This is a genomic window from Pseudomonas sp. GD03944 (genome assembly GCF_029839275.1).
Lineage (GTDB): Bacteria > Pseudomonadota > Gammaproteobacteria > Pseudomonadales > Pseudomonadaceae > Aquipseudomonas.
This window is the reverse complement of the sequence record NZ_JAOCAH010000016.1, coordinates 58,853-81,459: the sequence shown is the minus strand read 5'-3', so window position 1 is coordinate 81,459 and position 22,607 is coordinate 58,853. Positions and strand designations below refer to the sequence as shown.

The 22,607-nt window shown below is 65.7% G+C and carries 22 protein-coding genes; 13 read left to right on the top strand and 9 right to left on the bottom strand.

Annotated features, from left to right (window positions below):
- Positions 1-13: 13 nt before the first annotated feature.
- The gene (locus tag N5C28_RS20720) at positions 14-769 is read right to left on the bottom strand and encodes a FadR/GntR family transcriptional regulator (RefSeq protein WP_279825182.1); all 756 of its coding nucleotides are present in this window, start codon (positions 767-769) and stop codon (positions 14-16) included.
- A gap of 108 nt (positions 770-877) precedes the next feature.
- Here N5C28_RS20720 and N5C28_RS20715 point away from each other — a divergent pair, with 108 nt between their 5' ends.
- Both N5C28_RS20715 and N5C28_RS20710 read left to right on the top strand, forming a co-directional pair.
- Positions 878-1,750: an aldose 1-epimerase gene (locus N5C28_RS20715; RefSeq protein WP_279825181.1), complete on the top strand. Its 873-nt coding sequence runs from the start codon at positions 878-880 to the stop codon at positions 1,748-1,750.
- 338 nt (positions 1,751-2,088) lie between these two features.
- Positions 2,089-2,301, top strand: a complete 213-nt coding sequence (locus N5C28_RS20710) for a hypothetical protein (RefSeq protein ID WP_279825179.1) — start codon at positions 2,089-2,091, stop codon at positions 2,299-2,301.
- 163 nt (positions 2,302-2,464) lie between these two features.
- Here the strand turns inward: N5C28_RS20710 and N5C28_RS20705 are convergent, their stop codons facing one another.
- Entirely contained in the window at positions 2,465-3,967 is a 1,503-nt protein-coding gene (locus N5C28_RS20705; RefSeq protein ID WP_279825178.1) for a helicase HerA-like domain-containing protein, read from the bottom strand.
- Positions 3,968-4,083: 116 nt separating this feature from the next.
- Between N5C28_RS20705 and N5C28_RS20700 the strand changes: the two genes are divergently transcribed.
- Positions 4,084-5,961: a methyl-accepting chemotaxis protein gene (locus tag N5C28_RS20700; RefSeq protein WP_279825177.1), complete on the top strand. Its 1,878-nt coding sequence runs from the start codon at positions 4,084-4,086 to the stop codon at positions 5,959-5,961.
- A 17-nt stretch (positions 5,962-5,978) separates the two neighbouring features.
- Here the strand turns inward: N5C28_RS20700 and N5C28_RS20695 are convergent, their stop codons facing one another.
- The 3 genes from N5C28_RS20695 to purU are packed head-to-tail and all read right to left on the bottom strand — an operon-like array spanning position 5,979 to position 7,508.
- On the bottom strand, positions 5,979-6,170 hold the full coding sequence (locus N5C28_RS20695; protein ID WP_279825175.1) for a hypothetical protein: 192 nt from the start codon (positions 6,168-6,170) through the stop codon (positions 5,979-5,981).
- 15 nt (positions 6,171-6,185) lie between these two features.
- The gene (locus tag N5C28_RS20690; RefSeq protein ID WP_279825174.1) at positions 6,186-6,611 is read right to left on the bottom strand and encodes a CBS domain-containing protein; all 426 of its coding nucleotides are present in this window, start codon (positions 6,609-6,611) and stop codon (positions 6,186-6,188) included.
- Between the two features lie 45 nt (positions 6,612-6,656).
- Positions 6,657-7,508, bottom strand: coding sequence for a formyltetrahydrofolate deformylase (gene purU, locus N5C28_RS20685; RefSeq protein ID WP_279825172.1), 852 nt, complete (start codon positions 7,506-7,508; stop codon positions 6,657-6,659).
- Between the two features lie 369 nt (positions 7,509-7,877).
- On the opposite strand from purU, the gene mvaT reads away from it, so the two are divergent.
- Positions 7,878-8,255 (top strand): histone-like nucleoid-structuring protein MvaT, encoded by a 378-nt coding sequence (gene mvaT, locus N5C28_RS20680; RefSeq protein WP_279825171.1) that lies wholly within the window; start codon positions 7,878-7,880, stop codon positions 8,253-8,255.
- A gap of 64 nt (positions 8,256-8,319) precedes the next feature.
- On the opposite strand, the gene sbcB is transcribed toward mvaT, so the two are convergent.
- Entirely contained in the window at positions 8,320-9,777 is a 1,458-nt protein-coding gene (gene sbcB, locus N5C28_RS20675; RefSeq protein ID WP_279825170.1) for an exodeoxyribonuclease I, read from the bottom strand.
- A gap of 148 nt (positions 9,778-9,925) precedes the next feature.
- Here sbcB and N5C28_RS20670 point away from each other — a divergent pair, with 148 nt between their 5' ends.
- The 6 genes from N5C28_RS20670 to N5C28_RS20645 are packed head-to-tail and all read left to right on the top strand — an operon-like array spanning position 9,926 to position 16,884.
- A complete protein-coding gene (locus N5C28_RS20670) occupies positions 9,926-10,657 on the top strand; it encodes an RDD family protein (protein ID WP_279825168.1) in 732 nt (243 codons plus the stop codon).
- A complete protein-coding gene (locus N5C28_RS20665; protein ID WP_279825167.1) occupies positions 10,654-11,634 on the top strand; it encodes a stage II sporulation protein M in 981 nt (326 codons plus the stop codon). The genes N5C28_RS20670 and N5C28_RS20665 overlap by 4 nt, the downstream gene beginning before the upstream one ends.
- The gene (locus tag N5C28_RS20660; protein ID WP_279825166.1) at positions 11,621-13,222 is read left to right on the top strand and encodes a DUF4129 domain-containing protein; all 1,602 of its coding nucleotides are present in this window, start codon (positions 11,621-11,623) and stop codon (positions 13,220-13,222) included. Before N5C28_RS20665 ends, N5C28_RS20660 begins: the two co-directional genes overlap by 14 nt.
- Positions 13,219-14,430, top strand: coding sequence for a DUF4350 domain-containing protein (locus N5C28_RS20655; protein ID WP_279825165.1), 1,212 nt, complete (start codon positions 13,219-13,221; stop codon positions 14,428-14,430). Before N5C28_RS20660 ends, N5C28_RS20655 begins: the two co-directional genes overlap by 4 nt.
- The gene (locus tag N5C28_RS20650; protein ID WP_279825164.1) at positions 14,427-15,530 is read left to right on the top strand and encodes a MoxR family ATPase; all 1,104 of its coding nucleotides are present in this window, start codon (positions 14,427-14,429) and stop codon (positions 15,528-15,530) included. Before N5C28_RS20655 ends, N5C28_RS20650 begins: the two co-directional genes overlap by 4 nt.
- Positions 15,531-15,552: 22 nt before the next feature.
- A complete protein-coding gene (locus N5C28_RS20645; protein WP_279825163.1) occupies positions 15,553-16,884 on the top strand; it encodes a DUF58 domain-containing protein in 1,332 nt (443 codons plus the stop codon).
- A gap of 164 nt (positions 16,885-17,048) precedes the next feature.
- On the opposite strand, the gene N5C28_RS20640 is transcribed toward N5C28_RS20645, so the two are convergent.
- A complete protein-coding gene (locus N5C28_RS20640) occupies positions 17,049-17,336 on the bottom strand; it encodes a PA4642 family protein (protein WP_279825161.1) in 288 nt (95 codons plus the stop codon).
- Between the two features lie 197 nt (positions 17,337-17,533).
- Between N5C28_RS20640 and dauA the strand changes: the two genes are divergently transcribed.
- Positions 17,534-19,312 (top strand): C4-dicarboxylic acid transporter DauA, encoded by a 1,779-nt coding sequence (gene dauA / locus N5C28_RS20635; RefSeq protein ID WP_279825159.1) that lies wholly within the window; start codon positions 17,534-17,536, stop codon positions 19,310-19,312.
- Positions 19,313-19,355: 43 nt separating this feature from the next.
- On the opposite strand, the gene N5C28_RS20630 is transcribed toward dauA, so the two are convergent.
- Positions 19,356-19,829: a WbuC family cupin fold metalloprotein gene (locus N5C28_RS20630; RefSeq protein ID WP_279825158.1), complete on the bottom strand. Its 474-nt coding sequence runs from the start codon at positions 19,827-19,829 to the stop codon at positions 19,356-19,358.
- Positions 19,830-19,831: 2 nt separating this feature from the next.
- Complete coding sequence (locus N5C28_RS20625; protein WP_279825157.1) at positions 19,832-20,389, bottom strand: hypoxanthine-guanine phosphoribosyltransferase; 558 nt, start codon at positions 20,387-20,389, stop codon at positions 19,832-19,834.
- A 272-nt stretch (positions 20,390-20,661) separates the two neighbouring features.
- On the opposite strand from N5C28_RS20625, the gene upp reads away from it, so the two are divergent.
- Together upp and N5C28_RS20615 are read left to right on the top strand one after the other, a co-directional pair.
- The gene (gene upp, locus N5C28_RS20620; RefSeq protein WP_279825156.1) at positions 20,662-21,300 is read left to right on the top strand and encodes a uracil phosphoribosyltransferase; all 639 of its coding nucleotides are present in this window, start codon (positions 20,662-20,664) and stop codon (positions 21,298-21,300) included.
- Between the two features lie 3 nt (positions 21,301-21,303).
- Positions 21,304-22,578 carry a uracil-xanthine permease family protein gene (locus tag N5C28_RS20615; protein ID WP_279825154.1) on the top strand — a complete coding sequence of 425 codons (1,275 nt, stop codon included), beginning with the start codon at positions 21,304-21,306 and terminating at the stop codon, positions 22,576-22,578.
- The last annotated feature ends 29 nt before the right edge of the window (positions 22,579-22,607 follow it).

The window sequence follows — 22,607 nt, the reverse complement described above, 5'->3', positions numbered from 1 at the left end:
TGTTCCTGATGGCTCAGGCGTGCCGGGTTTCCGCTTCGGCGGCTTCGTGGGCCTGACGCAGGCGCTCGCGGCTGTTGGTCAGGTGCAGGCGCATGGCGGCACGGGCCGCATCGGAGTCCTGGCGGGCAATCGCTTCGAAAATCTGCTCGTGCTCGCGGCTCAGGCGCGCCAGGTAGTGCTCCTGGTCATCCTGGGCGATACGGGCCGAATTCAGGCGCGTGCGCGGAATGATGCTGGTGCCCAGGTGGCTCATGATGTCGGTGAAGTAGCGGTTGCCGGTGGACTCGGCAATCGTCAGGTGGAACTGGAAGTCCGAGGCCACCGCATCGCCGGAATGGGCCGCGCTGTAGCCGAGCGCATCCAGGGCGGCGCGCATGGCAGCCAGTTGCTCCGGACTGCGGCGCTGGGCAGCCAGGCCGGCCGATTCCACTTCCAGGCTGATCCGCAGCTCGAGGATCGCCAGCACCTCGCGCAGGGTGACGATGGTCGCCGGATCGATGCGAAAGCCACTCGGGCTCGGCGTGTCCAGGACGAAGGTACCGATGCCGTGGCGGGTTTCCACCAGACCGGAAGCCTGCAGGCGCGACAGGGCTTCGCGCACCACGGTGCGACTGACACCCTGCGCTTCCATGATCGCCGATTCCGTGGGCAGTTTATCGCCGCGCTTGATCACCCCATCACGAATCTGCTGGGAAAGCTCAGCGACCAGCTCCTGCGCCAGGCTGCGGTGCTTTCGGCGGACACGCGGTTGCGCGCTCTGGTTTTCCATATTGACGATCTATCTCGACTAGCGACGAAGTCATCATCATAGCCTAGGCGGTTGTACGATGACATATCCATACGCGGCAAATGTATACAACGAATGGAGCCTTATCAGATGTCGACACGATTGCTGCACTTAGAAGACCGTTTGACGCGACTCAGTGTCGCACCCGAGCAAGGCGGCAGCCTGGTCAACTGGACCGTGAAAGGCAGCGACCAGGCCCTGCTGCGCCACAGCGATCAGGCCGCACTGGAGGCTGGAACAGCCCGCCGTCTGGGTTGCTACCCGCTGGCCCCCTGGTCGAACCGCATCGCCAAGGGCGGCGTCGAGAGGCCGGACGGTTGGCTGGAGCTGCCGCCCAACACCAGCCACGACCCCTACCCCATCCACGGCAGCGCCTGGCAGCAGGCCTGGCAGGTGGGCGAGCACAGCGAATCGAGCCTGGCGCTGCACCTGGAGAGCACGCTGCCGTTCGCCTACCGCGCCGAGCAGCGCATCAGCCTGGAAGACGGCCGCCTGAACCTCGAACTGCGCGTCACCCACACCGATACCCGGGCGGCGTGGCACGGCCTGGGCTTTCATCCCTACCTGCCGCGCACCGCCCACACCCGGTTGCACGCGCGCGCCGCGCGTATCTGGCTGGGTGACGGCAGCGGCTTGCCGACCCACGAGGCCGACATCCCGGCGCACTGGAATTTCCAGGCCCAGTCGCCCCTGCCCCACGACCTGCTCGATCACGCGTTCAGCGGCTGGGACGGCCACTGCCAGATCATCCAGGAAGATGCCGGCTACCGCCTCGACTGCCAGGCCAGCGGCGCGGGTTATTACCTGGTGTTCTGCCCGGTCGACCAGGGATTCTTCTGCTTCGAACCGGTGTCCCACCCGATCAACGCCCATCACCTGCCGGGCCGTCCGGGGCTGCAGTTGTTGCATCAGGGCGAGTCGACCCAGCTGTCCTTCAGCCTGCATTACCGCCCACTGGCGTGAGGGGCGCCGTTTGTACAACGGCAACTTCGTGGTATCGCCGGGAGCCCGACTTCGCTCCCGGTAAAACCCAACTTCAGTTTGCCGCCGCTTGCGGACGGACCACTGGACATTTGTCGGTCGTTCGCCATAATTGCCCGCGAGTCGCATGACGCAACTTATTTAAGAACACCAACTCCAATACCCTGTTGCTGTTTTTAAATTGAAATAGCCTGGCACTACCGCCAGTGTCTGTTTCCATTTCTGTAGAGCGGCATTAGCCGCCTGGAACCGGTGACCGTTGCAGTAAGGCACAGCGCCTTACGTTGTCACCTGTATCGTTGAAACCATTAGGTAATATCGTGACGAAAGACGAACTGCGCGCCGAACTCGAGCGCCAGGCGCAGCGTTACAAGGATGTCTACGGCGGGGAAGTCATCACCTACGCCGCTCAACCGGACCCCGAGCGCAAGCCATGGCGCAAGAAGGCCACCATTCAGGATCAGGCCTTCGAAAAAGAAATCGAAAAGATCGAAAAGGATCTTCAAGAGAGATCCGAAGCGGCCACTGACTGAATACATTCAAACGATGTAAACGTCCGCGCCCTCGCTCATGAAACATATGCTCACGCTGCCGCTGCCCACAGGCATTGGCGGTTAGCGTGTGCCTGTCCAATGAAAAGGGCCAATAAAAAAGGGCGCTGCCGACAGCGCCCTCCTTACCGATAACCGCCCGGACTCAGCGCCGCTTGCCGCCCAACAGCGAGCCCATCAAACCGCGCACCAGTTGCCGACCGATCTGGTTGGCGGCCTGGCGCACGGCGGTTTTCATCACCTGGCCCGCCAGGCTGCCCAGCAGGTCACCAGCCATTCCGCCCAGACCCGGCTCTTCCTTGGCGGCCTTGCCTGCGGACTTCGTACTCGCCTGCTCGGCAGCCTCGGCACTGGCCTGGGCGGCACGGGCGGTCAGCAGCTCATAGGCGGACTCCCGGTCGATCGGCTTGTCGTAGCGCCCGGCCAGCGAGGATTGACGAATCAGGGTCGCGCGCTCGGTCTCGTTCAGCGGCCCGATACGCGATTGCGGTGGGGCGATGGCCACGCGCTGCACCATGGCCGGCGTGCCCTTTTCTTCCAGCGTGCCGACCAGGGCCTCGCCGATGCCCAGCTCGGTGAGTACCGACAGGCTGTCGAACGCCGGGTTGGGGCGGAAACCATCGGCCACCGCGCGCAGGGCCTTCTGTTCCTTGGCGGTGAAGGCGCGCAGACCGTGCTGGATGCGCAGCCCCAGCTGCGCCAGCACGTCATCCGGCAGGTCGCTGGGCGACTGGGTTACGAAGTACACCCCGACGCCTTTCGAACGGATCAGCCGCACTACCTGTTCCAGGCGCTCCTGCAGGGCTTTCGGGGTGTCGGCGAACAGCAGGTGCGCCTCGTCGAAAAACAGCGCCAGCAACGGCTTGTCCGCATCGCCACGCTCGGGCAGTTGCTCGAACAGCTCGGCCAGCAGCCAGAGCAGGAAGGTCGCATAGACCTTCGGCGCTTCATGGACCAGGCGACTGGCGTCCAGCAGGTGGATACGGCCGCGGCCGTCGCGATCCGGGTGCAGGATGTCTTCCAACTGCAGGGCCGGCTCGCCGAACAGCGCCTCGGCGCCCTGCTGCTCCAGCACCGACAGGCGCCGCAGCAGCGCCTGGGACGATGTGCTGGTGAACAGCGCGCTGTCCTCGCCCAGCACCTCGGGGTGCTCCTTGAGGTGGGTCAGCAGCGCCTTCAGGTCTTTCAGGTCGAGCAGCAGCAAACCTTCGCGGTCGGCCACCTTGAACGCGGCGTACAGCGCCGCCTGCTGGCTGTCGGTCAGCTCCAGCAGCGAGCCGAGCAGCAGCGGGCCCATTTCGCTCAGGGTGGTGCGCAGCGGGTGGCCGCTCTGCCCGTGGATGTCCCACAGCGTGACCGGATAAGCCGCCGGCTGGTGATTGAGCCACGGCATGCCGGCGATTCGCTCGGCCACCTTGCCTTGCGGCGATCCGGCCGCACCCAGGCCGCAGAGGTCGCCCTTCACGTCGGCGGCGAACACCGCCACCCCGGCGTCGCTGAAGGTTTCCACCAGGCGCTGCAGGGTCACGGTCTTGCCCGTACCGGTCGCGCCCGCGACCAGGCCATGCCGATTGGCCAGGCGCAGCGCCTGGCCGACAGGCTGACCGGAAAGGTCAGCACCCAAAAAGAACTGGTTAGTTGCAGGCATCTTGCCATCCCCTGAGTTAAAGCTTTAATGCGGTTGTGCCGACACGTTAATCATGGCCGATAGTACGGGTGATCGGTAGCTGCTCATGGATGGCGTTATCCTCGAGGCAATAAGTCATGGGCAATGGTTTGAAATTCAGTCACAAGATTCTCCTCGCTGCATCCCTGGTGGTCATCGCCGCCTTTTCCCTGTTCACCCTCTACAACGATTACCTGCAACGCAACGCCATCCGGGAAGACCTGGAGAGCTACCTGCAGGAGATGGGCAACGTCACCGCCAGCAACATCCAGAACTGGCTGTCCGGGCGCATCCTGCTGGTGGAAAGCACCGCCCAGGCGGTGGCCCGCGCCCCGGCTCCCGACAGCGTAGTCGGCTTGCTGGAGCAGAAGGCCCTGACCTCGACCTTCGCCTTCACCTACCTGGGCAGCGCCGACGGCGCATTCACCATGCGCCCCGACAGCACCATGCCCGAAGGCTATGACGCGCGTACCCGGCCCTGGTACACCGGCGCCATGAGCGCCGGCGGCACCATGCTTACCGAGCCCTACGTGGACGCCGCCACCAGCGAGCTGATCATCACCATCGCCACCCCGGCCCAGAGCGCCGGTGTGGTCGGCGGCGACCTGAGCCTGCAGACCCTGGTGGACATCATCAACTCGCTGGATTTCGACGGCATCGGCTACGCCTTCCTGGTCAGCGCCGACGGCAAGATCCTCGTCCACCCGGACAAGGACCTGGTGATGAAGAGCCTCAAGGACGTGCTGCCGGAAAACACCCCGCGCCTTGGCAGCGGCTTCAGCGAGGTCGAGGCCAACGGCGAAACCCGCATCCTGACCTTCGCCCCGGTCGCCGGCCTGCCGTCGGTGAAATGGTACGTGGGCCTGTCCGTCGACAAGACCAAGGCCTACTCGATGCTCAACGAATTCCGCACCTCGGCGATCATCGCCACGGTGATTGCCGTGGTGCTGATCATCCTCCTGCTGAGCATGCTGATCCGCGTGCTGATGCAGCCGCTGCACGTGATGGGCAAGGCCATGCAGGACATCGCCCAAGGCGAGGGCGACCTGACCCGGCGCCTGGCGATCCAGTCCAACGACGAATTCGGTGCCCTGGCCGGCGCCTTCAACCAGTTCGTCGAGCGTATCCACGGCTCGATCCGCGAGGTCTCGTCCGCCACCAGCCAGGTGAACGAGGTGGCCAAGCTGGTGGTCAACGCCTCCAACTCGTCGATGGCCAACTCGGACGAGCAGTCCTCGCGCACCAACAGCGTGGCCGCGGCGATCAACCAGCTCGGCGCCGCCGCCCAGGAGATCGCGCGCAACGCCGCCGATGCCTCGAACCAGGCCTCCGACGCCCGCCAGCAGGCCGAAGATGGGCGGCAGGTGGTGCAGCAGACCATCCGCGCGATGAACGACCTGTCCGGCAAGATCAGCAGCTCCTGCAGCCACATCGAGACGCTGAACGGCAAGACGGTGAACATCGGGCAGATCCTCGAGGTGATCAAGAGCATCTCCCAGCAGACCAACCTGCTCGCCCTCAACGCCGCCATCGAGGCCGCGCGGGCCGGTGAAGCCGGACGTGGCTTCGCAGTGGTCGCCGACGAGGTGCGCAACCTGGCGCACCGCACCCAGGAATCGGCCCAGGAAATCGAAAAGATGATCGAAGAGCTGCAGGTCGGCTCCCGCGAGTCGGTCACCACCATGACCGAGAGCCAGCGCTACAGCGAGGAAAGCGTGGAGATCGCCAACCAGGCCGGCGAGCGCCTGGGCAGCGTGACTCAGCGCATCGGCGAGATCGACGGCATGAACCAGTCGGTGGCCACCGCCACGGAAGAGCAAACCTCGGTGATCGAGTCGCTGAACATGGACATCATCGAGATCAACACCCTCAATCAGGAAGGCGTGGAAAACCTGCAGGCGACCCTGCGCGCCTGCGGCGACCTGGAGCGGCAGGCTTCACGCCTGAAGCAGCTGGTGGACAGCTTCCGCATCTGAAACGAAAAAGGGCGCTGTCAGCGCCCTTTTTCGTTATCGGTACCCGGCGCATTCGCCGGGTCTCGCTGCAATTGCTCCCACAGCTCGGCGGCACCCGGGAAGCTGGTGCCATCCTCGGGGCTCAGGGCGTCCGGGTCGTATCGCCGGACACAACCGTCCCCCACCGTCGGTGGCGCCTTGGATGTGGCTCGTTCCAGTGGATCACTCATGCTCGCGGCTCCTGATCACTCAGTGACATGCTTACCCTGCTCATGCTGCGCGAACTCCTTGACCGCGCGCAATACGTCGCTGCGGCTGATCTGCCCGACCAGGCGCCCTTGCTCGACCACAGGGAAACGTCCCCGACGTCCACGCAGGAAGCGCTCGGACAGTTCGATGACGTCCGCCTCGGGGGACACGGTTTCCACCTCGGTGGACATGTAGGTACCGACGGTTCCGCCCGTGGCCTCGTAGTAGGCACCCGACAGGATGCCCCGCAGGCAATCGCCCTCGGACAACAGGCCGATCAGGTGACCGTGCGCATCGGTCACCGGAGCACCGGAAATGCGGTGCTCCAGCAGACGATTGATGGCGGTGAACAGATCCGTATCGGACCGAAAGGTCACCAGGTGACGGGTCATGTAGTCCCGCACCTTGATTGACTTGAGCATGATCGAACTCCTTGTCGTACGGCCTGTCGGCGCACGACCAGGCGATCAGTCGAACACCACCGTCTTGTTGTTGTGCACCAGTACGCGATCTTCCAGGTGATAGCGTAGCCCACGGGAGAGCACCATCTTCTCCACGTCCTTACCCAGGCGCACCATTTCTTCGATGCTTTCCCGGTGGCTGACGCGCACCACGTCCTGCTCGATGATCGGGCCGGCGTCCAGTTCCTCGGTCACGTAGTGGGACGTGGCACCGATCAGCTTGACCCCGCGCAGCGAGGCCTGGTGATACGGCTTGGCGCCAACGAACGACGGCAGGAAGCTGTGGTGGATGTTGATCACGCGCTGCGCGTAGTCGCGGCACAGCTGCGGCGGCAGGATCTGCATGTAGCGCGCCAGGACGATCACGTCGGCCTGGTGGCTTTCCACCAGGCGCGCCACTTCGTCGAAGGCCGGCTGCTTGTTCTGCGGATCGACCGGCACGTGGAAATACGGGATGCCGTGCCACTCGACCATGCTGCGCAGGTCGTCGTGGTTGGAGATGACGCAGGGAATGTCGCAGTCCAGCTCATCGCTGTGCCAGCGGTGCAGCAGGTCGGCCAGGCAGTGGGACTCGCGGCTGGCCATCAGCACCACGCGCTTCTTGCGCGCCGAATCGGTGATGCGCCACTCCATGGAAAATTCGCGGGCGATCGGGGCGAACGCCTGCTGGAAGCCATCCAGGTCGAACGGCAGGGAATCCGCACGGATCTCGTGGCGCATGAAGAACCAGCCACTCTGGGTGTCGGAATGGTGGCTCGCCTCGGTGATCCAACCGTTGTAGGTAGCCAGAAAATTACTGACCTTGGCCACGATACCGACGCGGTCAGGGCAGGCAATGACCAGCCTAAAAGTGCGCATGGAGAACTCCGAAAACTTTACAAAGTCGGCCATTTTAGCCGTAGCGAAGAAAAACTGCAGTATGCGCATGAGCGCGCATCGCGCGGGTGGGGTGCAAGTGTGCCACACCACGAAACATAGGCCCCTGCGACACAGGGCCTCGTCGAACGCCAGAGAAAACTGCAGACGTCATTCGCCGTCATCGACGGATGGGTATCGGCAAATTAAGGACTTAAACGGATAAAACCGACTGTAATGAAATGTAGCGCCAACATTGAACTCCATTAATTGCCAACTGTGGCAAATTCCTACAAAGCGGTTTACTTGTTAAAAGTGCGTGACTATTATTACCAACACTTGCCACCCTCCTTTACGAATTAGGACACCCCCATGTCGCTGATCAACGAATACCGCGCTACAGAAGAAACCATCAAAGAACTGCAAGAGCGCCTGAAAAAGCTGTCGCAAGACGACAAGCTGAAAAAAGAACTGGAGTTCGAAGGCAAACTGCGCACCCTGATGGGCGAATACCAGAAGTCGCTGCGCGACGTCATTGCCCTGATGGACCCGGAAGCCAAAATCAACAAGGCTCCGCGTACCGCTGCCAAAGCAACCGGCACCAAGCGCGCCCGCAAAGTTAAGCAGTACAAGAACCCGAACACCGGTGAAGTCATCGAAACCAAAGGCGGCAACCACAAGACGCTGAAAGAGTGGAAAGCCAAATGGGGTTCGGACGTGGTTGAAGGCTGGGCAACGCTGCTGGGTTAATTCCCCGCCGTACCCGCTGCACACAAAAACGCCAGCAGACGCTGGCGTTTTTTATGCCTGCGATTCAGCCAGGCGCATCTAATACCGGGGCCGGCAGTGCATAGCGTTGGCGCAAGTGCTGCGCATGTTCGGACCAGGCCTGCAATACCGCACGCTGCTCGACAGTTGCCGTGGCCAAGAGTTCTGCCATTGCCGTATCGAATGTTGTCAGGGTATTGGGTGCACCGAATTCGGGCAGTGTTAAACGTTGCTGGCAAAACCGCCACCAGCGTTGATGTTCTTCTGCATTCAAACCGGCTGAAAAGTTCCGCGCCCGGTATCGAAAGAGCAATTCAGGCAAGCGTGCATCGTCGAACGGCCAGACTTCCTGAGCGAGGCGCTGAGGCTCTGCCTGCCGGACTTGCTCGCATAAACGCCGATCCCGGTCGTTGATAAAACCGTCATACAACTGTTGCTCGGGATCGTCGTTTTGGGCAAACGCCTCTTCGGTATAGATACCGGCAAGTTTGTCCTGCCACAGCGCCTGGGCTTCGGTGAGTTGCGCGGCAGCACGCTGGTAACTCGTCACATCCAGTTGCAGTCGCTGAATATCGCCTTCGCGCAATACGCTCAGCGGCGCGACCACCGGGCAGCGGTTGATGTGCAGCAACTTCAGGGGCACCGGCGCGACGCCGTCGGCCAGCTGTTCGCGGCGGGTGTAGAGGCGCTCGCGCAGGGTATCGGCGTCTTCGTCGAGCAGCGGCGACACATCGGCCTGCAGGTCGCAGACGATCAGGGCGTTGCGATTGCGCGGGTGCCACGCCAGGGGCAGCACCACCGCCAGGTAATGCCGGGCGCCGGCAAAACGGCCCGAGATGTGCACCAGCGGCTGCAGCAGTTTGATCTGGTCGAGCACACGGTGCTTGTTACGCAGGCCGTACAGGTAGTCATACAGCTTGGGCTGCCGGCTGCGCACCAGGCGTGCCAGGGCAATGGTCGCCCGCACATCGGACAGCGCGTCGTGGGCCTGCCCGTGGTCGATGCCGTTGGCAGCGGTCAGGCGCTCCAGGCGCAGGCTGACCCGCCCGTCTTCTTCCGGCCAGACGATACCTTCCGGACGCAGGGCGTAGGCGGTGCGCACCAGGTCGATCAGGTCCCAGCGGCTGTTGCCACCCTGCCACTCCCGGGCGTAGGGGTCGAAAAAGTTGCGGTACAGGCTGTAGCGCGTCACTTCGTCGTCGAAGCGCAGGCTGTTGTAACCCACACCGCAGGTGCCCGGCAGCGACAGCTCGGCGTGCACGCGGCGCATGAACTCGGCTTCACGCAGCCCCTTTTCCGCCAGCAGGCCGGGCGTGATGCCGGTCACCAGGCAGGCCGCAGGGTGCGGCAGGATGTCGTCGCTCGGCTGGCAATAGAGATTCAGCGGCTCGCCGATTTCATTGAGGTCTTCATCGGTGCGGATGCCGGCCACCTGCACGGGGCGGTCGCGGCGCGGGTCGATACCGGTGGTTTCGTAGTCGTACCAGAACAGACTGGAGGTCACGGTGCATTCCTGAAGCGAAGGGCCGCGCCAGTCTAGCACTGCCGGCAGACATGCCTGGCTACGATCCAGCACGCAGTTTGCGCGCATGACGGTTGCTTAGCCGCTGGCGGGTGGCTAGCATCCTGAGTTTCTCCGTCGCAGTCAGCCGATGCCGTCTACCGCCCCGCTCCCACCTCGTTCTCCACGCCCCGCAGCCCCGCTGCTGGACACCCGTTACCACGTGGAAACCCCGGAAGGCATCGACCTCATTCTGCGCCCGGCCGGCCTGGTGCCGCGTGCCCTGGCCTTCGCCATCGACCTGGTGATCCGCGGGCTGTTCCTGCTGCTGGTGTACGTGGCCCTCGGCAGCCTGGGGCAGTTCGGCATGGGGCTCGCCACCATCCTGCTGTTCCTGGTGACCTGGTGGTACATGGTGCTGTTCGAAGTGCTCAACCAGGGCCGCTCCCCCGGCAAGCAGCTGCTCGGCCTGCGCGTGGTCCACGATGACGGCACGCCCATCGGCTGGGCCGCCTCCCTGACCCGCAACCTGTTGCGCTTCGTCGATATCCTGCCGTTCGCCTATACCCTGGGCATCATCAGTTGCCTCAACCACCGGGCCTTCAAACGCCTGGGCGATATCGCCGCCGGCACCCTGGTGGTGTACCGCGACACCACCCCGGGCACACCGACCCTGCCAGACGCCGAACCGCTGCGCGCGCCCTTCGTCCTCAGCCTGGCCGAGCAGCGCGCGCTGATGGGCTTCGCCGAACGCGCCGAGCAGTTGTCCACCGCACGCCGCACCGAGCTGGCGGGTATCCTCGCCGAGCCGCTGCAGGTGCCGCCGGACCAGGCTGAACGCCACATCCACGGTATTGCCCGTGGTCTGTTGGGGCCGACATGAAGCAGAGCCTCTATGAGAGCCAGCACCAAGGCGAGTGGCAGGCGTTCGCCCAGCAGCTCGACGCGCTGGAACGCGGCAAGGTCGACGGCGAGCAGAGCAAGGGCTTCGCCGCGGCCTACCGGCGCCTGTGCCAGCACCTTGCACTGGCGGAGTCGCGCGGCTACAGCAACCACCTGGTCGAGTACCTGCAGCAACTGGTGCTGCGCGGTCACCAGCAGTTCTACCGGCACCGCAGCCCGCTGGGCACGCAACTGATCGGCTTTCTGCTGGTGGGCTTTCCACGGCTGGTGCGGGCCGAATGGCGCAGTGTCGTGGCCGCCAGCCTGCTGTTCTTCGGCAGCCTGCTCGGCATGGGCGTGCTGACCTACCTGTTCCCGGATCTGATCTACAGCGTGGTCTCCCCCGACCAGGTGGCGAACATGGAGCGCATGTACGACCCGGACGCCCGACGCCTCGGGCGTTTCGGCGACCGCGGCTCCAGCGACGACTGGGCGATGTTCGGCTTCTACATCATGAACAACATCGGCATCGCCTTTCAGACCTTCGCCAGCGGCCTGCTGCTGGGCCTGGGCAGCCTGTTCTTCCTGCTGTTCAACGGTTTGATGATCGGCGCCGTGGCCGGGCACCTGACCCAGATCGGCTACAGCGAAACCTTCTGGTCGTTCGTGATCGGCCACGGCGCCTTCGAACTGACCGCCATCGCCCTGGCCGGCGCCGCCGGCTTCAAGCTCGGCTGGGCACTGCTCGCGCCAGGGCGCCTGACTCGGGGCGAGGCCCTGCGCCGGGCGGCCTCACGCGCCGTGCGCCTGGTCGGCGGCGTGGTCGCCTTCCTGCTGCTGGCCGCCTTTATCGAGGCCTACTGGTCATCGATGACCTTCGCCACGCCGACCATCAAATACGGGGTGGGCGCCGCACTCTGGGCGCTGGTGCTGGCCTACCTGCTGCTCGCCGGGCGAGGTGACCATGCGCCTGACTGATGCCAGCGTGGCCATCCGCCCACGCAGCGCCTGGGAAGCCGTCGACCTCGGTGTGCTCCTGGCCCGCCGTCATGCCGGCCTGCTGATGGCCAGTTGGGCGCTGGTCACTATCCCGATCTTCGCCGTGCTCTGCCTGCTGCTGTGGGATTACCCGAGCGTCGCGGTGTTCCTGTTCTGGTGGCTGAAGCCGGCCTACGAGCGACTGCCGCTGTACATCCTGTCCCACGCCCTGTTCGGCGACACGCCGACGCTCAAGCAGGCCCTGCGCGCCTGGCCGCGCCTGCTCAAGCCGCAATTGCTGGCAAGCCTGACCTGGCGCCGCCTGAGCCCGACGCGCAGCTTCGACCTGCCGGTGCTGCAGCTCGAAGGCCTGTCGGGCGATGCCCGCGCCCAGCGCCTGGTAGTGCTGGGGCAGCGCGACGCCGGGGGCGCGACCTGGCTGACGGTGGTCGGCATGCACCTGGAAGGCGCGCTGTGGCTGGGCCTCATCACCCTGTTCTACATGATGCTGCCGCAACAGATCGAACTGGACTGGAGCTGGCAGAGCCTGGTCAACGCCGCCAGCGGTGAATGGCGCAGCCTGGAGCACCTGTCCAACCTGCTGTACGTGCTGGGGCTGGTGATCTGGGAACCGGTGTACGTCGCCTGCGGCTTCACCCTCTACCTGAACCGACGTACGGCGCTAGAAGCCTGGGATATCGAGCTGGTGTTCCGCCAGCTGCGCCAGCGCATCAGCGGCGTCGCCTATGCCCTGCTGCTCGGCTGCGGCGTGCTGCTGATGCAACTGCCGGCGCCGGCCATGGCCAGCGAAGCCGCCAGCGTTGCCAGCAGCCACAGCAGTTGCCCCCTGCCCGACCAGAACCCGAACGGCCCCCGTGCCGAGCGCCTGCTCAAGCAGCCGCTGACCAGCGCGGCGGCCCAGGAAGCCATCACCCAGGTGCTCGACCAGCCGCCCTTCGAAAACCGTGAAACCGTCACCCGCTGGCGCTTCGGTGAAGAAAGCGAACCCGAGCAGCCCACTGAAGAAGAGGTCCGCGGCCTGCTGGACCTGATGGAGAAGTTCTTCAAACTCAGCGAGTTCTGGAAGAGCATCGACGGTGTCGCGCTGTTCTTCGAAGCCCTGCTGTGGGCCGCCCTGCTCGGCCTGGTGGGCCTGCTGCTGTGGCGCTACCGCGAATGGCTGAGCACCTTCACCGGGCGCCTGGGGCTCCCCCGGGTCCGGCCGTCCCGCGCGCCGACGCAACTGTTCGGCCTGGAAGTCGCCCCGGAAAGCCTGCCCGACGATGTGGCCAGCGAAGCCGAACGCCTGTGGCAAGAGCAGCCCCGCGCCGCCCTTGGCCTGCTCTACCGCGCGCTGCTCAGCCGGCTGCTGCACGACTATCGCCTGCCCCTGCGCAGCGCCCACACCGAGGCCGAGGTGCTGCGCCTGGTCCAGGGGCTCGACCAGGATGAGCTGGAGCGCTTCAGCCAGGCCCTGACCCGCCATTGGCAGAACCTCGCCTATGGCCACCGCCTGCCGCCGGAGACGCTCAAGCGCGGCCTGTGCGAAGGCTGGCGGCGCCTGTTCGACAAGGGGGGCCGGGCATGAATCGGCGCACCCAACTGGGGTTCGGCCTGGCCGTGCTGCTGGTCCTCGGCGTATTTGGCGCCTACCTGCTGAGCCTGGCCGAGCCCTACGAAGAAGAGGTCAAGCACGGCCCTGCGCCGGAAGCCCGGGCCAACCCGTACTTGGCCGCCGAGCATTTCCTGCGTCGGCAGGGCCTCGACGTGACACGGGCCAGCGGCCTGGATGTCCTGCCGACGCTGCCCAGCAAGGATCACACCCTGTTGCTGCTGGGCAACCGCCGTGACCTGACACCGCGCCAGAGCGCGCGCCTGCTGGAGTGGGCGGAAAAAGGCGGGCACCTGGTGTTCGTGGCGGAACGGCTGTGGGACGAGGACGACGGCGAAAGCGGCGACCTGCTGCTGGACAGCCTGGGCATTCAGCAATACGAGAGCGACGAACTCGAACTCCCCAGCGAAGACGAGGCCACCGACGAGGACGACGCCCAGGCCGAAGCCAACACCGAGCAGGCGGAGCCCGAGCCCTACGCCGAACTGACCCAGCTCTACCTGGAAAACGAAGAGGCGCCGGCGTACATCAACTTCGACACGCGCTACCACCTCTACGACGCCGAGAACCGCGCCCATGCCTGGGCCAACAGCGGCGACGCCACCCACCTGCTGCAGCTCTATCACGGGGCCGGCCTGGTCACGGTGCTGAGCGATGCCTGGATCTGGCAGACCTTCAACATCGCCCAGTACGACAACGCCTGGCTGCTCTGGTACCTGGGCCAGGACAGCGCCGTCACCCTGCTCTACCGAGCCGACCGCGACGACCTGTTCAGCCTGCTGCTGCGCCACTTCGGCGAGGCGCTGGCGGCCCTGGGCCTGCTGATCGTCGCCGGCCTGTGGTTCGTCGGCATGCGCCAGGGACCGCTGCAGATCCCGGCCAGCCCGAGCCGCCGGCAGTTGCAGGAACACCTGCGGGCCAGCGCCGACTTCCTGCTGCGCCGCAGCGGCCAGCACAGCCTGCTGCACAGCCTGCAACAGGACATCCAGCGCCGCGCGCGGCGCCGGCACCCCGGTTTCGAACGGCTCGGCGTGGCCGAGCAGTGGCAAGTCCTGGGTCGCCTGACCCGCCTGCCGTCCAGCGCCATCAGCCAAGCCATGCGGCCGTTGCCCAAACAGCGACTGGCCGCCACCGAATTCACCCGTCAGGTCGCCCACCTGCAAACCCTCAGGAACGCCCTATGAGCGAACACACGCCAACCGAGCCAACCCCCGAGCAGAACCCCGAGACCGCGGCTGCCGAGCCCGCCGTCCCCGCGCCGGCACCGGCCCCTGCGCCCGCTACGACGGCCCCGGCTGCAGCTGCACCAGCCGCCAACCCGGCCGCCCAGCGCCAGCGCGCCAGCCAGTTGGCCCAGGCACTGCGCGCGGAGCTGGAAAAGGCACTGATCGGCCAGAGCGCGGTGATCGACGACGTGCTCACGGCCCTGATCGCCGGTGGCCACGTGCTGGTGGAAGGTGTGCCCGGTCTCGGCAAGACCCTGCTGGTGCGTGCCCTGGCCCGTTGCTTCGGCGGTGAGTTCGCGCGCATCCAGTTCACCCCCGACCTGATGCCCAGCGACGTCACCGGCCACGCCGTGTACGACCTGCAGACCGAGCAGTTCAAGCTGCGCAAGGGCCCGGCCTTCACCAACCTGCTGCTGGCGGACGAGATCAACCGGGCACCGGCCAAGACCCAGGCCGCGCTGCTGGAAGTGATGCAGGAGCGCCAGGTGACGCTGGAAGGCCGCGCACTGCCAGTGCCGCTGCCGTTCATGGTGCTGGCCACGCAGAACCCGATCGAGCAGGAAGGCACCTACCCGCTGCCGGAAGCCGAGCTGGATCGCTTCATGCTCAAGCTGCGCATGGATTACCCGGAGCAGGCCGAAGAGCTGAACATGGTCCGCCAGGTCACCCGCTCGACCAAGGCCGACATGCTGGAAGTCAGCCCGCTGCGCACCCTGCTGCAGGCCAAGGATGTACTGGCCCTGCAGAAGATCGCCGGCGACCTGCCGCTCGACGAACAGGTGCTGGACTACGCCGTGCGCCTGGCCCGTGCCACCCGCACCTGGCCGGGCCTGGCCATGGGCGCCGGCCCCCGCGCCTCGATCGCCCTGGTGCGCGGCGGCCGAGCCCGTGCCCTGCTGCGCGGCGGCGACTTCGTGTTGCCGGACGACATCAAGGGCTGCGCCCTGGCCGTGCTGCGTCACCGCGTACGCCTGGCGCCGGAGCTGGACATCGAAGGCCTGTCGGTCGACCAGGTGCTCCTGCAGCTGCTCGACCAGGTACCGGCCCCGCGCCTGTGAGTAGCTCGATGACAGGTGCTCAATGAAGCCGTCACGCACACTCCTCGCGCTGCTCGGCGGACTGTTCGGGCTGGCCATTCTGCTCGGGGCGCTGGACGCCCTGGGGGTTCGCCTGCCGGACACGCTGCACGCGATCTGGTGGGGCCTGCTGCTGGTGCTGCTGGCCACCGCCGTGGTCGATGCCCTGCGCCTGCGCCGGCTGCCATCGCCCGAACTGCAGCGCCAACTGCCGGGCAACCTGCCCCTGGGCCGCTGGAGCGACGTGCACCTCACCGTGCACCACCCTTACGCCCAGAGCGCCTACCTGGACGTCTTCGATCACCTGCCCGGTGACATGGCCTTCGAGCACCTGCCGCAGCGCGTCGACCTGCACCCGGGCGAGCAGACCACCTTCAGCTACCGGGTCAAGCCGTTGCAGCGCGGGCATTTCAGCTTTCCCTGCTGCGAGATCGGCCTGCCCAGCCCGTTGCGCCTGTGGCACGCCCGGCGCTACCTGGAGCTGCCCCAGGAAACCCGCGTCTACCCGGACTTCGCCCGCCTCTACGGCGCCCAGCTGATGGCGGTGGATGACTGGCTGAGCCAGATGGGCGTGCGCCAGCAACCACGCCGCGGCCTGGGCCAGGAGTTTCACCAGCTGCGTGAATTCCGTGACGGCGACACCCTGCGCCAGATCGACTGGAAGGCCACGGCGCGCAAGCGCACCCCCATCGCCCGGGAGTACCAGGACGAACGGGACCAGCAGATCGTCTTCCTGCTCGATTGCGGCCGCCGCATGCGCAGCCAGGACGATGAGCTGGCGCACTTCGACCACGCCCTCAACGCCTGCCTGCTGCTCAGCTACGTAGCGCTGCGCCAGGGCGATGCGGTGGGCCTGGCGACCTTCGCCAGCGAGCAGAAGCGCTTCCTGCCGCCGGTCAAGGGCACGGCCCAGTTGAACGTGCTGCTCAATGCCGTCTACGACCTGCGCAACACCCAGCAACCCGCCGACTTCAGTGCGGCCGCCGATGCCCTGCTCAGCCGTCAGCGGCGCCGGGCCCTGGTGGTGCTGGTGACCAACCTGCGTGATGAAGACGACCAGGAGCTGATGGCCGCCATCAAGCGCCTCGGCCGCCAGCACCGGGTACTGATCGCCAGCCTGCGTGAAGACGTGCTCGATACCCTGCGCAACACCCCGGTGCAGGATTTCGAAGGCGCCCTGGCCTATTGCGGCACCGTGGATTACCTCAATGCCCGCGCCGACCTGCACGAACGCCTGGCGGCCCACAACGTCCCGGTGATCGACGCGCGCCCCGGCGAACTCGGTCCCGAGCTGGTCAGCCGCTACCTGGCCTGGAAGAAGGCGGGCGTCATCTGACGGCTCCCGGCTTGCTCACTCAGCCGTAGCCTGGTCGAGCGAAGCGACACCCGGAGGACGTACCACCACACTCCGCCCGCACAAACAAAAACGCCCGGTGCACTGCACCGGGCGTTTTGCGCTGAAGCCGTCCTGAAGGGATCAGGTGTCGGCTTGCAGGGGCCTCAGCCGCGCGCGGCCTTGATCACCTCGATATAGGGCTCGGCCTGGCGCTGGTCCTGGATCAAGGCGATGAAGTCGTTGCCCTGGGCATCCTTGGCATTGAGGTCATAGCCCTCGGCCACGAAGAACCCCACGAAACGCTCGAAGTCATCGATGCGCAGGCCACGGTAGGCCTTGACCAGCTTGTGCAGGGACGGCGGCGTGGCATCGGCGGGCTCGACCGTCAGGAACAGCTTGATCGGCTCGTCGCCAATTTCTTCACCAATCACCTGCTTCTTGTCTTTGCGCATTGCTCACTCCAGCTAACCAAGCCTCAACGGGGCCGGCAGTGTACCCCCGCCATGCCTCGGCGCTCAACGCATCCGCCTTCGGCGTGGGCAAACAGCCGCACGTTTTACCATGGGTGCCACGCACCCGACACCCGACTTAGGTCAGCACAAGCCCACCCGGCCACGCCTTATACTCGCTGCAGCCATAGGGAGCCGCCATGTCCTTGCCTCGTCTGCCGCTGTTCGCCGCCTGGCGCCAGAGCCTGCGCCTGGGCTTCACCAGGAAGCGCCTGCGCGGCGACCTGAGCGCCGGGCTGACAGTGGGCATCATCGCCATCCCCCTGGCCATGGCGCTCGCCATCGCCGTTGGCGTCGCACCCCAGCACGGGCTGTACACGGTGCTGGTCGCCGCCCCGCTGATCGCCCTGTTCGGCGGCTCGCGCTTCAACATTTCCGGGCCCACCGCGGCGTTCGTGGTGATCCTGCTGCCCATCACCCAGCAGTTCGGTCTGGGCGGGCTGCTGCTGTGCACCGCCATGGCCGGGATGATCCTGATCGCCCTGGGGCTGCTACGCGCAGGCCGCCTGATCGAATTCATCCCCTACCCGGTGACCCTGGGCTTCACCGCCGGCATCGGCATCGTCATCGCGACGCTGCAGCTCAAGGACCTGTTCGGCCTGAGCCTGCCCAGCCAGCCGGACAATTACGTCGAGCATCTGAACCTGCTGCTGCACGCCCTGCCCACGCTGCAGCCCGGCGACAGCCTGGTGGCCATGGCCTGCCTGCTGGTGCTGATCGTCTGGCCGCGCTGGGTGCCGCGGGTGCCTGGCCACTTGGTGGCGCTGGCCCTGGGGGCGCTTCTTGGGTTGGCACTGGAGCGCGCCGGCCTGCCGGTAGCCACCCTGGGCGAACGCTTCAGCTACAGCCTGGATGGCGTCGAGTACCCGGGCATTCCACCGTTTCTGCCGACCTTCGCCTGGCCCTGGCAGTTGCCCGGTCCCGATGGCCTGCCGTTGTCGCTGTCCTTCGAACTGTTTCGCCAGTTGCTCGCCCCGGCGTTCGCCATCGCCATGCTCGGTGCCATCGAGTCGCTGCTGTGCGCCGTGGTGGCCGATGGCATGACCGGCAGCAAGCACGACCCGAACGCCGAGCTGGTCGGCCAGGGCATCGGCAACCTGGCGGCGCCGCTGTTCGGCGGCATCACCGCCACCGCCGCCTTGGCCCGTAGCGCCGCCAACGTGCGGGCCGGGGCGTTCTCGCCGCTGTCAGCGATGATCCACGCTGGGGTGGTGCTGATCGCCATCCTCTACCTGGCGCCGCTGTTCAGCCATCTGCCGATGGCGGCCCTGGCCGCGCTGTTGCTGATGGTCGCCTGGAACATGAGCGAAGCGCGCCATGTGCGCCACACCTTGCGCATCGCGCCGCGCAGCGACGTGCTGGTACTGCTGAGCTGCCTGGTGCTGACCGTGCTGTTCGACATGGTGCTGGCGGTGGGCGTCGGCCTGCTGCTGGCGGCCGGCCTGTTCATCAAGCGCATGAGCGAGCTGACCGACACCGCTGAGCTGCCCAAGCGCCAGTCGCTTACCGACCTGCCGGAGCAGGTGCTGGTCTACGCCATCCGCGGCCCGCTGTTCTTTGGTGCGGCCGAGAAGGCACTCAGCGTGCTGCGCCGGCTGGCTCCCGAGGTGAAGGTGGTGATCGTCGACATCAGCGCCGTGCCGCTGCTGGACATGACCGCCCTGGCGGCCCTGGAGAATGTGCTGCGTGACTACCAGGAACAGGGCACCGGCCTGATCCTCAGCGGCACCACCGCCCAGGTGCGCCTGCAACTGCGCCACGCCGGCATCCAGCGCCGGGATGGTGAACTCGCCTACGTGCGCAACCTGGAGCAGGCGCGGCGCAAGGCGCTGGAATGGATAGACGGAGTATCGGCCACCGGGACCGTGGGAAGGGCTTCAGCCGCGACCTGTCTCGAGAACGGAGAAGCTCGCGGCTAAAGTCCCTCCCATCTACTCGACTAGCGCTACAACACCTGCAGTTTCAAGCGAACTGTGCGCGCATCCAGGCCAGGTAGTCCGCCACACCCGGTTCACGTTCGCGAGGCGCACATTCGGCCGTTTCGCCCTCGCCCAGCGCCCGATACGGGCCGGCCTTGCACTCGAACAGGATGCTGTCCGCCTCCAGCACCACCAACGCATGGAACACGCCAGGCGGCAGGTCGACGCCCACCGCATCGCCACCGGCCTTCAGCACGCGCCGCTCCAGCAACTCGCCTTGCTCGCTGAAGATCAGCAGCCCCAGGCGCCCCTTGAGCACCAGCAGGGTTTCGGCCTTGTCGGCGGACAGGTGACGGTGCGGCGCGATGTAGGTGTCGGGTTGCAGCCCGACCGCCAGGCGGTGGCAGGGCTCTTCCATCTGGTGGAAGTTGTGGTGCTGGCGTTGCCGGGGGTTGGCCGCGGCCTTCTCGGCCAGCTCGGCGAACAGGGCCTGGTCGAGAAAGCGCGGCGCCGGCACGGTTACAGGCCCTTGACCGCGAAGATGCCGGCGGCGTTGCGCCAGTAGCCCTTGTAGTCCATGCCGTAGCCGAAGATGTAGCGGTCGATGCAGGACAGGCCGACGTAGTCCGCCTTCAGGTCCGGACGTGCCTTGCGGTCGTGTTCCTTGTCGATCAGCACGGCGGTGTGCACCGCACGGGCGCCGGCGTGGCGGCAGAAATCGATGATCGCGCCCAGGGTGTGCCCTTCGTCGAGGATGTCGTCGATGATCAGCACGTCGCGGTCGATGAAGGAAATCTCCGGCTTGGCCTTCCAGAACAGCTCGCCGCCGCTGGTTTCGTTGCGGTAGCGGGTGGCGTGCAGGTAGGAAAGCTCCAGCGGGAAGTTGAGCTTGGGCACCAGCTTGCCGGAGAAGATCAGGCCACCGTTCATCACGCAGAACACCACCGGGTTGCGCTCGGCCAGTTCGCCATTGATCGCCACGGCGACCTGGTCGATGGCGGCTTCCACCTGGGCTTCGGTGTACAGGCAGTCGGCTTCGGCCATGATTTGGCGGATGTGCGCGAGATCAGCGGACATGGTCTTTCCTCTAGGTGACGAGCCAGCCTGGCAATAGACAGGGAAGCTGATCGATGGGTCAAAATAAAAGCCGGCAAAGGTACGCATCTGCCTCGAGCAGAGCAAGCCCCACCGGACAAACGCGGCGAACAGCCTGCAAGCACCCGCCATCTGTCGTCAATGCGACGAATTCTGCCACCCCGGGCACCACGGACTGCAAGTCCCGATACCGCCCGGGCCGCCCAATGCATTAATCTAACGCCATTTTTGCCAGCACCTCCGGAGAACCCGCCATGTCCGTCCTCGAGATCCGCCACCCGCTGATCCGCCACAAGCTAGGCCTGATGCGCCGCGCCGATATCAGCACCAAGAACTTCCGCGAGCTGGCCCAGGAAGTCGGTGCCCTGCTGACCTACGAGGCGACCAAGGACCTGCCGCTGGAAAACTATGAAATCCCTGGCTGGGCCGGCCCCGTGCAGGTGGAAAAGATCTCCGGCAAGAAGATCACCGTGGTGCCGATCCTGCGCGCCGGCATCGGCATGCTCGACGGCGTGCTCAGCCTGATCCCGGGTGCCAAGGTCAGCGCCGTGGGCGTGGCCCGCAACGAAGAAACCCTGCAGGCCCACACCTACCTGGAAAAACTGGTGCCGGAAATCGACGAGCGCCTGGCCATGATCATCGACCCGATGCTGGCCACCGGCGGTTCCATGGTCGCCACCATCGACCTGCTGAAGAAAGCCGGCTGCAAGGAAATCCGCGCCATGGTGCTGGTGGCCGCGCCGGAAGGCATCAAGGTGGTGAACGACGCGCACCCGGACGTGACCATCTACACCGCCTCCATCGACCAGTGCCTGAATGAGCATGGCTACATCATTCCCGGCCTCGGCGATGCCGGCGACAAGATCTTCGGCACCAAGCAGAAGGACGCCTGATCCATGCAGGATGAATTCAACGATCCGCTGCCGCGCCAGATCCTGTCTGGCGCCCAGATGCTGTTCGTGGCCTTCGGCGCCCTGGTGCTGATGCCGCTGATCACCGGCATGGACCCCAACGTCGCACTGTTCACCGCCGGTATCGGCACCCTGCTGTTCCAGGCGGTCACCAAACGCCAGGTGCCGGTATTCCTGGCCTCCAGCTTCGCCTTTATCGCTCCGATCCTCGCCGCCAAGGGCGAATTCGGCTTGCCGGCGGTCCTCGGCGGCATCATCGCTTCGGGCCTGGTCTACATCGTGCTCAGCCTGGTGGTGCAGGTCAGGGGGGCGAGTTTCATCGACCGCCTGCTGCCCCCGGTGGTGATCGCCCCGGTGATCATCTCCATCGGCCTGGCCCTGTCGCCGGTGGCCGTGAACATGGCCATGGGCAAGGCCGGCGACGGCAGCGTGGCGCTGGTGCCCTATGCCACCGCCATGGTGATTTCCATGTCGGCCCTGGTCACCACCGTGGCGGTGGCGGCGCTGGGGCGCGGGATTTTCCGCCTGGTGCCGATCCTGGCCGGCATCATCGTCGGCTGCATCGTCTCGGCGCTGTTCGGCGTGATCGACACCAGCAACATCGCTGCCGCGCCCTGGCTGGCCGTACCGGCCTTCGTCGCCCCCGAGCTGCACTGGGGCGCGATCCTCTACATCGTTCCGGTTGCCCTGGCACCGGCCATCGAGCACATCGGCGGCGTGGTGGCGATCGGCAGCGTCACGGGCAAGAACTTCATCAAGAAGCCTGGGTTGCACCGCACCCTGCTCGGCGACGGACTGGCGACGTCTGCAGCCGGTCTGTTCGGCGGGCCACCCAACACCACCTACGCCGAAGTGACCGGCGCGGTGATGCTGACCAAGAACTACAACCCGAAGATCATGACCTGGGCGGCGATCTTCGCCGTCGCCCTGGCCTTCATCGGCAAGTTCGGCACCGCCCTGCAGAGCATCCCGGTGCCGGTGATGGGCGGCATCCTGTGCCTGCTGTTCGGCTCGATCGCCGTGGTGGGCCTGAACACCTTGATCCGCAACCAGGTCGACCTGTCGGAAGCGCGCAACCTGATCATCGTCTCGGTGACCCTGGTGTTCGGTATCGGCGGCATGACCATCGGCACGCCGGAGTTCGCCCTGTCGGGTATCTCCCTCAGCGCCATCTGCGCGCTGGTGCTCAACCTGGTACTGCCCGGCGGCCAGGGCTGGCGCAACAAAGCGCTCAAGGAAGGCGAACAGCCTGAGACGTAACGAAAAAAGCCCCGCCAATGCGGTAATGC

Bases quoted from the DNA above. Each gene is read 5' to 3' on its own strand.
- N5C28_RS20660 (WP_279825166.1), top strand. From the start codon at position 11,621: ATGCGCCTGACTGATGCCAGCGTGGCCATCCGCCCACGCAGCGCCTGG.
- N5C28_RS20655 (WP_279825165.1), top strand. From the start codon at position 13,219: ATGAATCGGCGCACCCAACTGGGGTTCGGCCTGGCCGTGCTGCTGGTC.
- N5C28_RS20665 (WP_279825167.1), top strand. From the start codon at position 10,654: ATGAAGCAGAGCCTCTATGAGAGCCAGCACCAAGGCGAGTGGCAGGCG.
- N5C28_RS20650 (WP_279825164.1), top strand. From the start codon at position 14,427: ATGAGCGAACACACGCCAACCGAGCCAACCCCCGAGCAGAACCCCGAG.
- N5C28_RS20640 (WP_279825161.1), bottom strand. From the start codon at position 17,336: ATGCGCAAAGACAAGAAGCAGGTGATTGGTGAAGAAATTGGCGACGAG.
- N5C28_RS20690 (WP_279825174.1), bottom strand. From the start codon at position 6,611: ATGCTCAAGTCAATCAAGGTGCGGGACTACATGACCCGTCACCTGGTG.
- dauA (WP_279825159.1), top strand. From the start codon at position 17,534: ATGTCCTTGCCTCGTCTGCCGCTGTTCGCCGCCTGGCGCCAGAGCCTG.
- upp (WP_279825156.1), top strand. From the start codon at position 20,662: ATGTCCGTCCTCGAGATCCGCCACCCGCTGATCCGCCACAAGCTAGGC.
- mvaT (WP_279825171.1), top strand. From the start codon at position 7,878: ATGTCGCTGATCAACGAATACCGCGCTACAGAAGAAACCATCAAAGAA.
- N5C28_RS20720 (WP_279825182.1), bottom strand. From the start codon at position 769: ATGGAAAACCAGAGCGCGCAACCGCGTGTCCGCCGAAAGCACCGCAGC.
- N5C28_RS20695 (WP_279825175.1), bottom strand. From the start codon at position 6,170: ATGAGTGATCCACTGGAACGAGCCACATCCAAGGCGCCACCGACGGTG.
- N5C28_RS20705 (WP_279825178.1), bottom strand. From the start codon at position 3,967: ATGCCTGCAACTAACCAGTTCTTTTTGGGTGCTGACCTTTCCGGTCAG.
- N5C28_RS20615 (WP_279825154.1), top strand. From the start codon at position 21,304: ATGCAGGATGAATTCAACGATCCGCTGCCGCGCCAGATCCTGTCTGGC.
- N5C28_RS20715 (WP_279825181.1), top strand. From the start codon at position 878: ATGTCGACACGATTGCTGCACTTAGAAGACCGTTTGACGCGACTCAGT.
- N5C28_RS20700 (WP_279825177.1), top strand. From the start codon at position 4,084: ATGGGCAATGGTTTGAAATTCAGTCACAAGATTCTCCTCGCTGCATCC.
- N5C28_RS20670 (WP_279825168.1), top strand. From the start codon at position 9,926: ATGCCGTCTACCGCCCCGCTCCCACCTCGTTCTCCACGCCCCGCAGCC.
- N5C28_RS20625 (WP_279825157.1), bottom strand. From the start codon at position 20,389: ATGTCCGCTGATCTCGCGCACATCCGCCAAATCATGGCCGAAGCCGAC.
- N5C28_RS20645 (WP_279825163.1), top strand. From the start codon at position 15,553: ATGAAGCCGTCACGCACACTCCTCGCGCTGCTCGGCGGACTGTTCGGG.
- purU (WP_279825172.1), bottom strand. From the start codon at position 7,508: ATGCGCACTTTTAGGCTGGTCATTGCCTGCCCTGACCGCGTCGGTATC.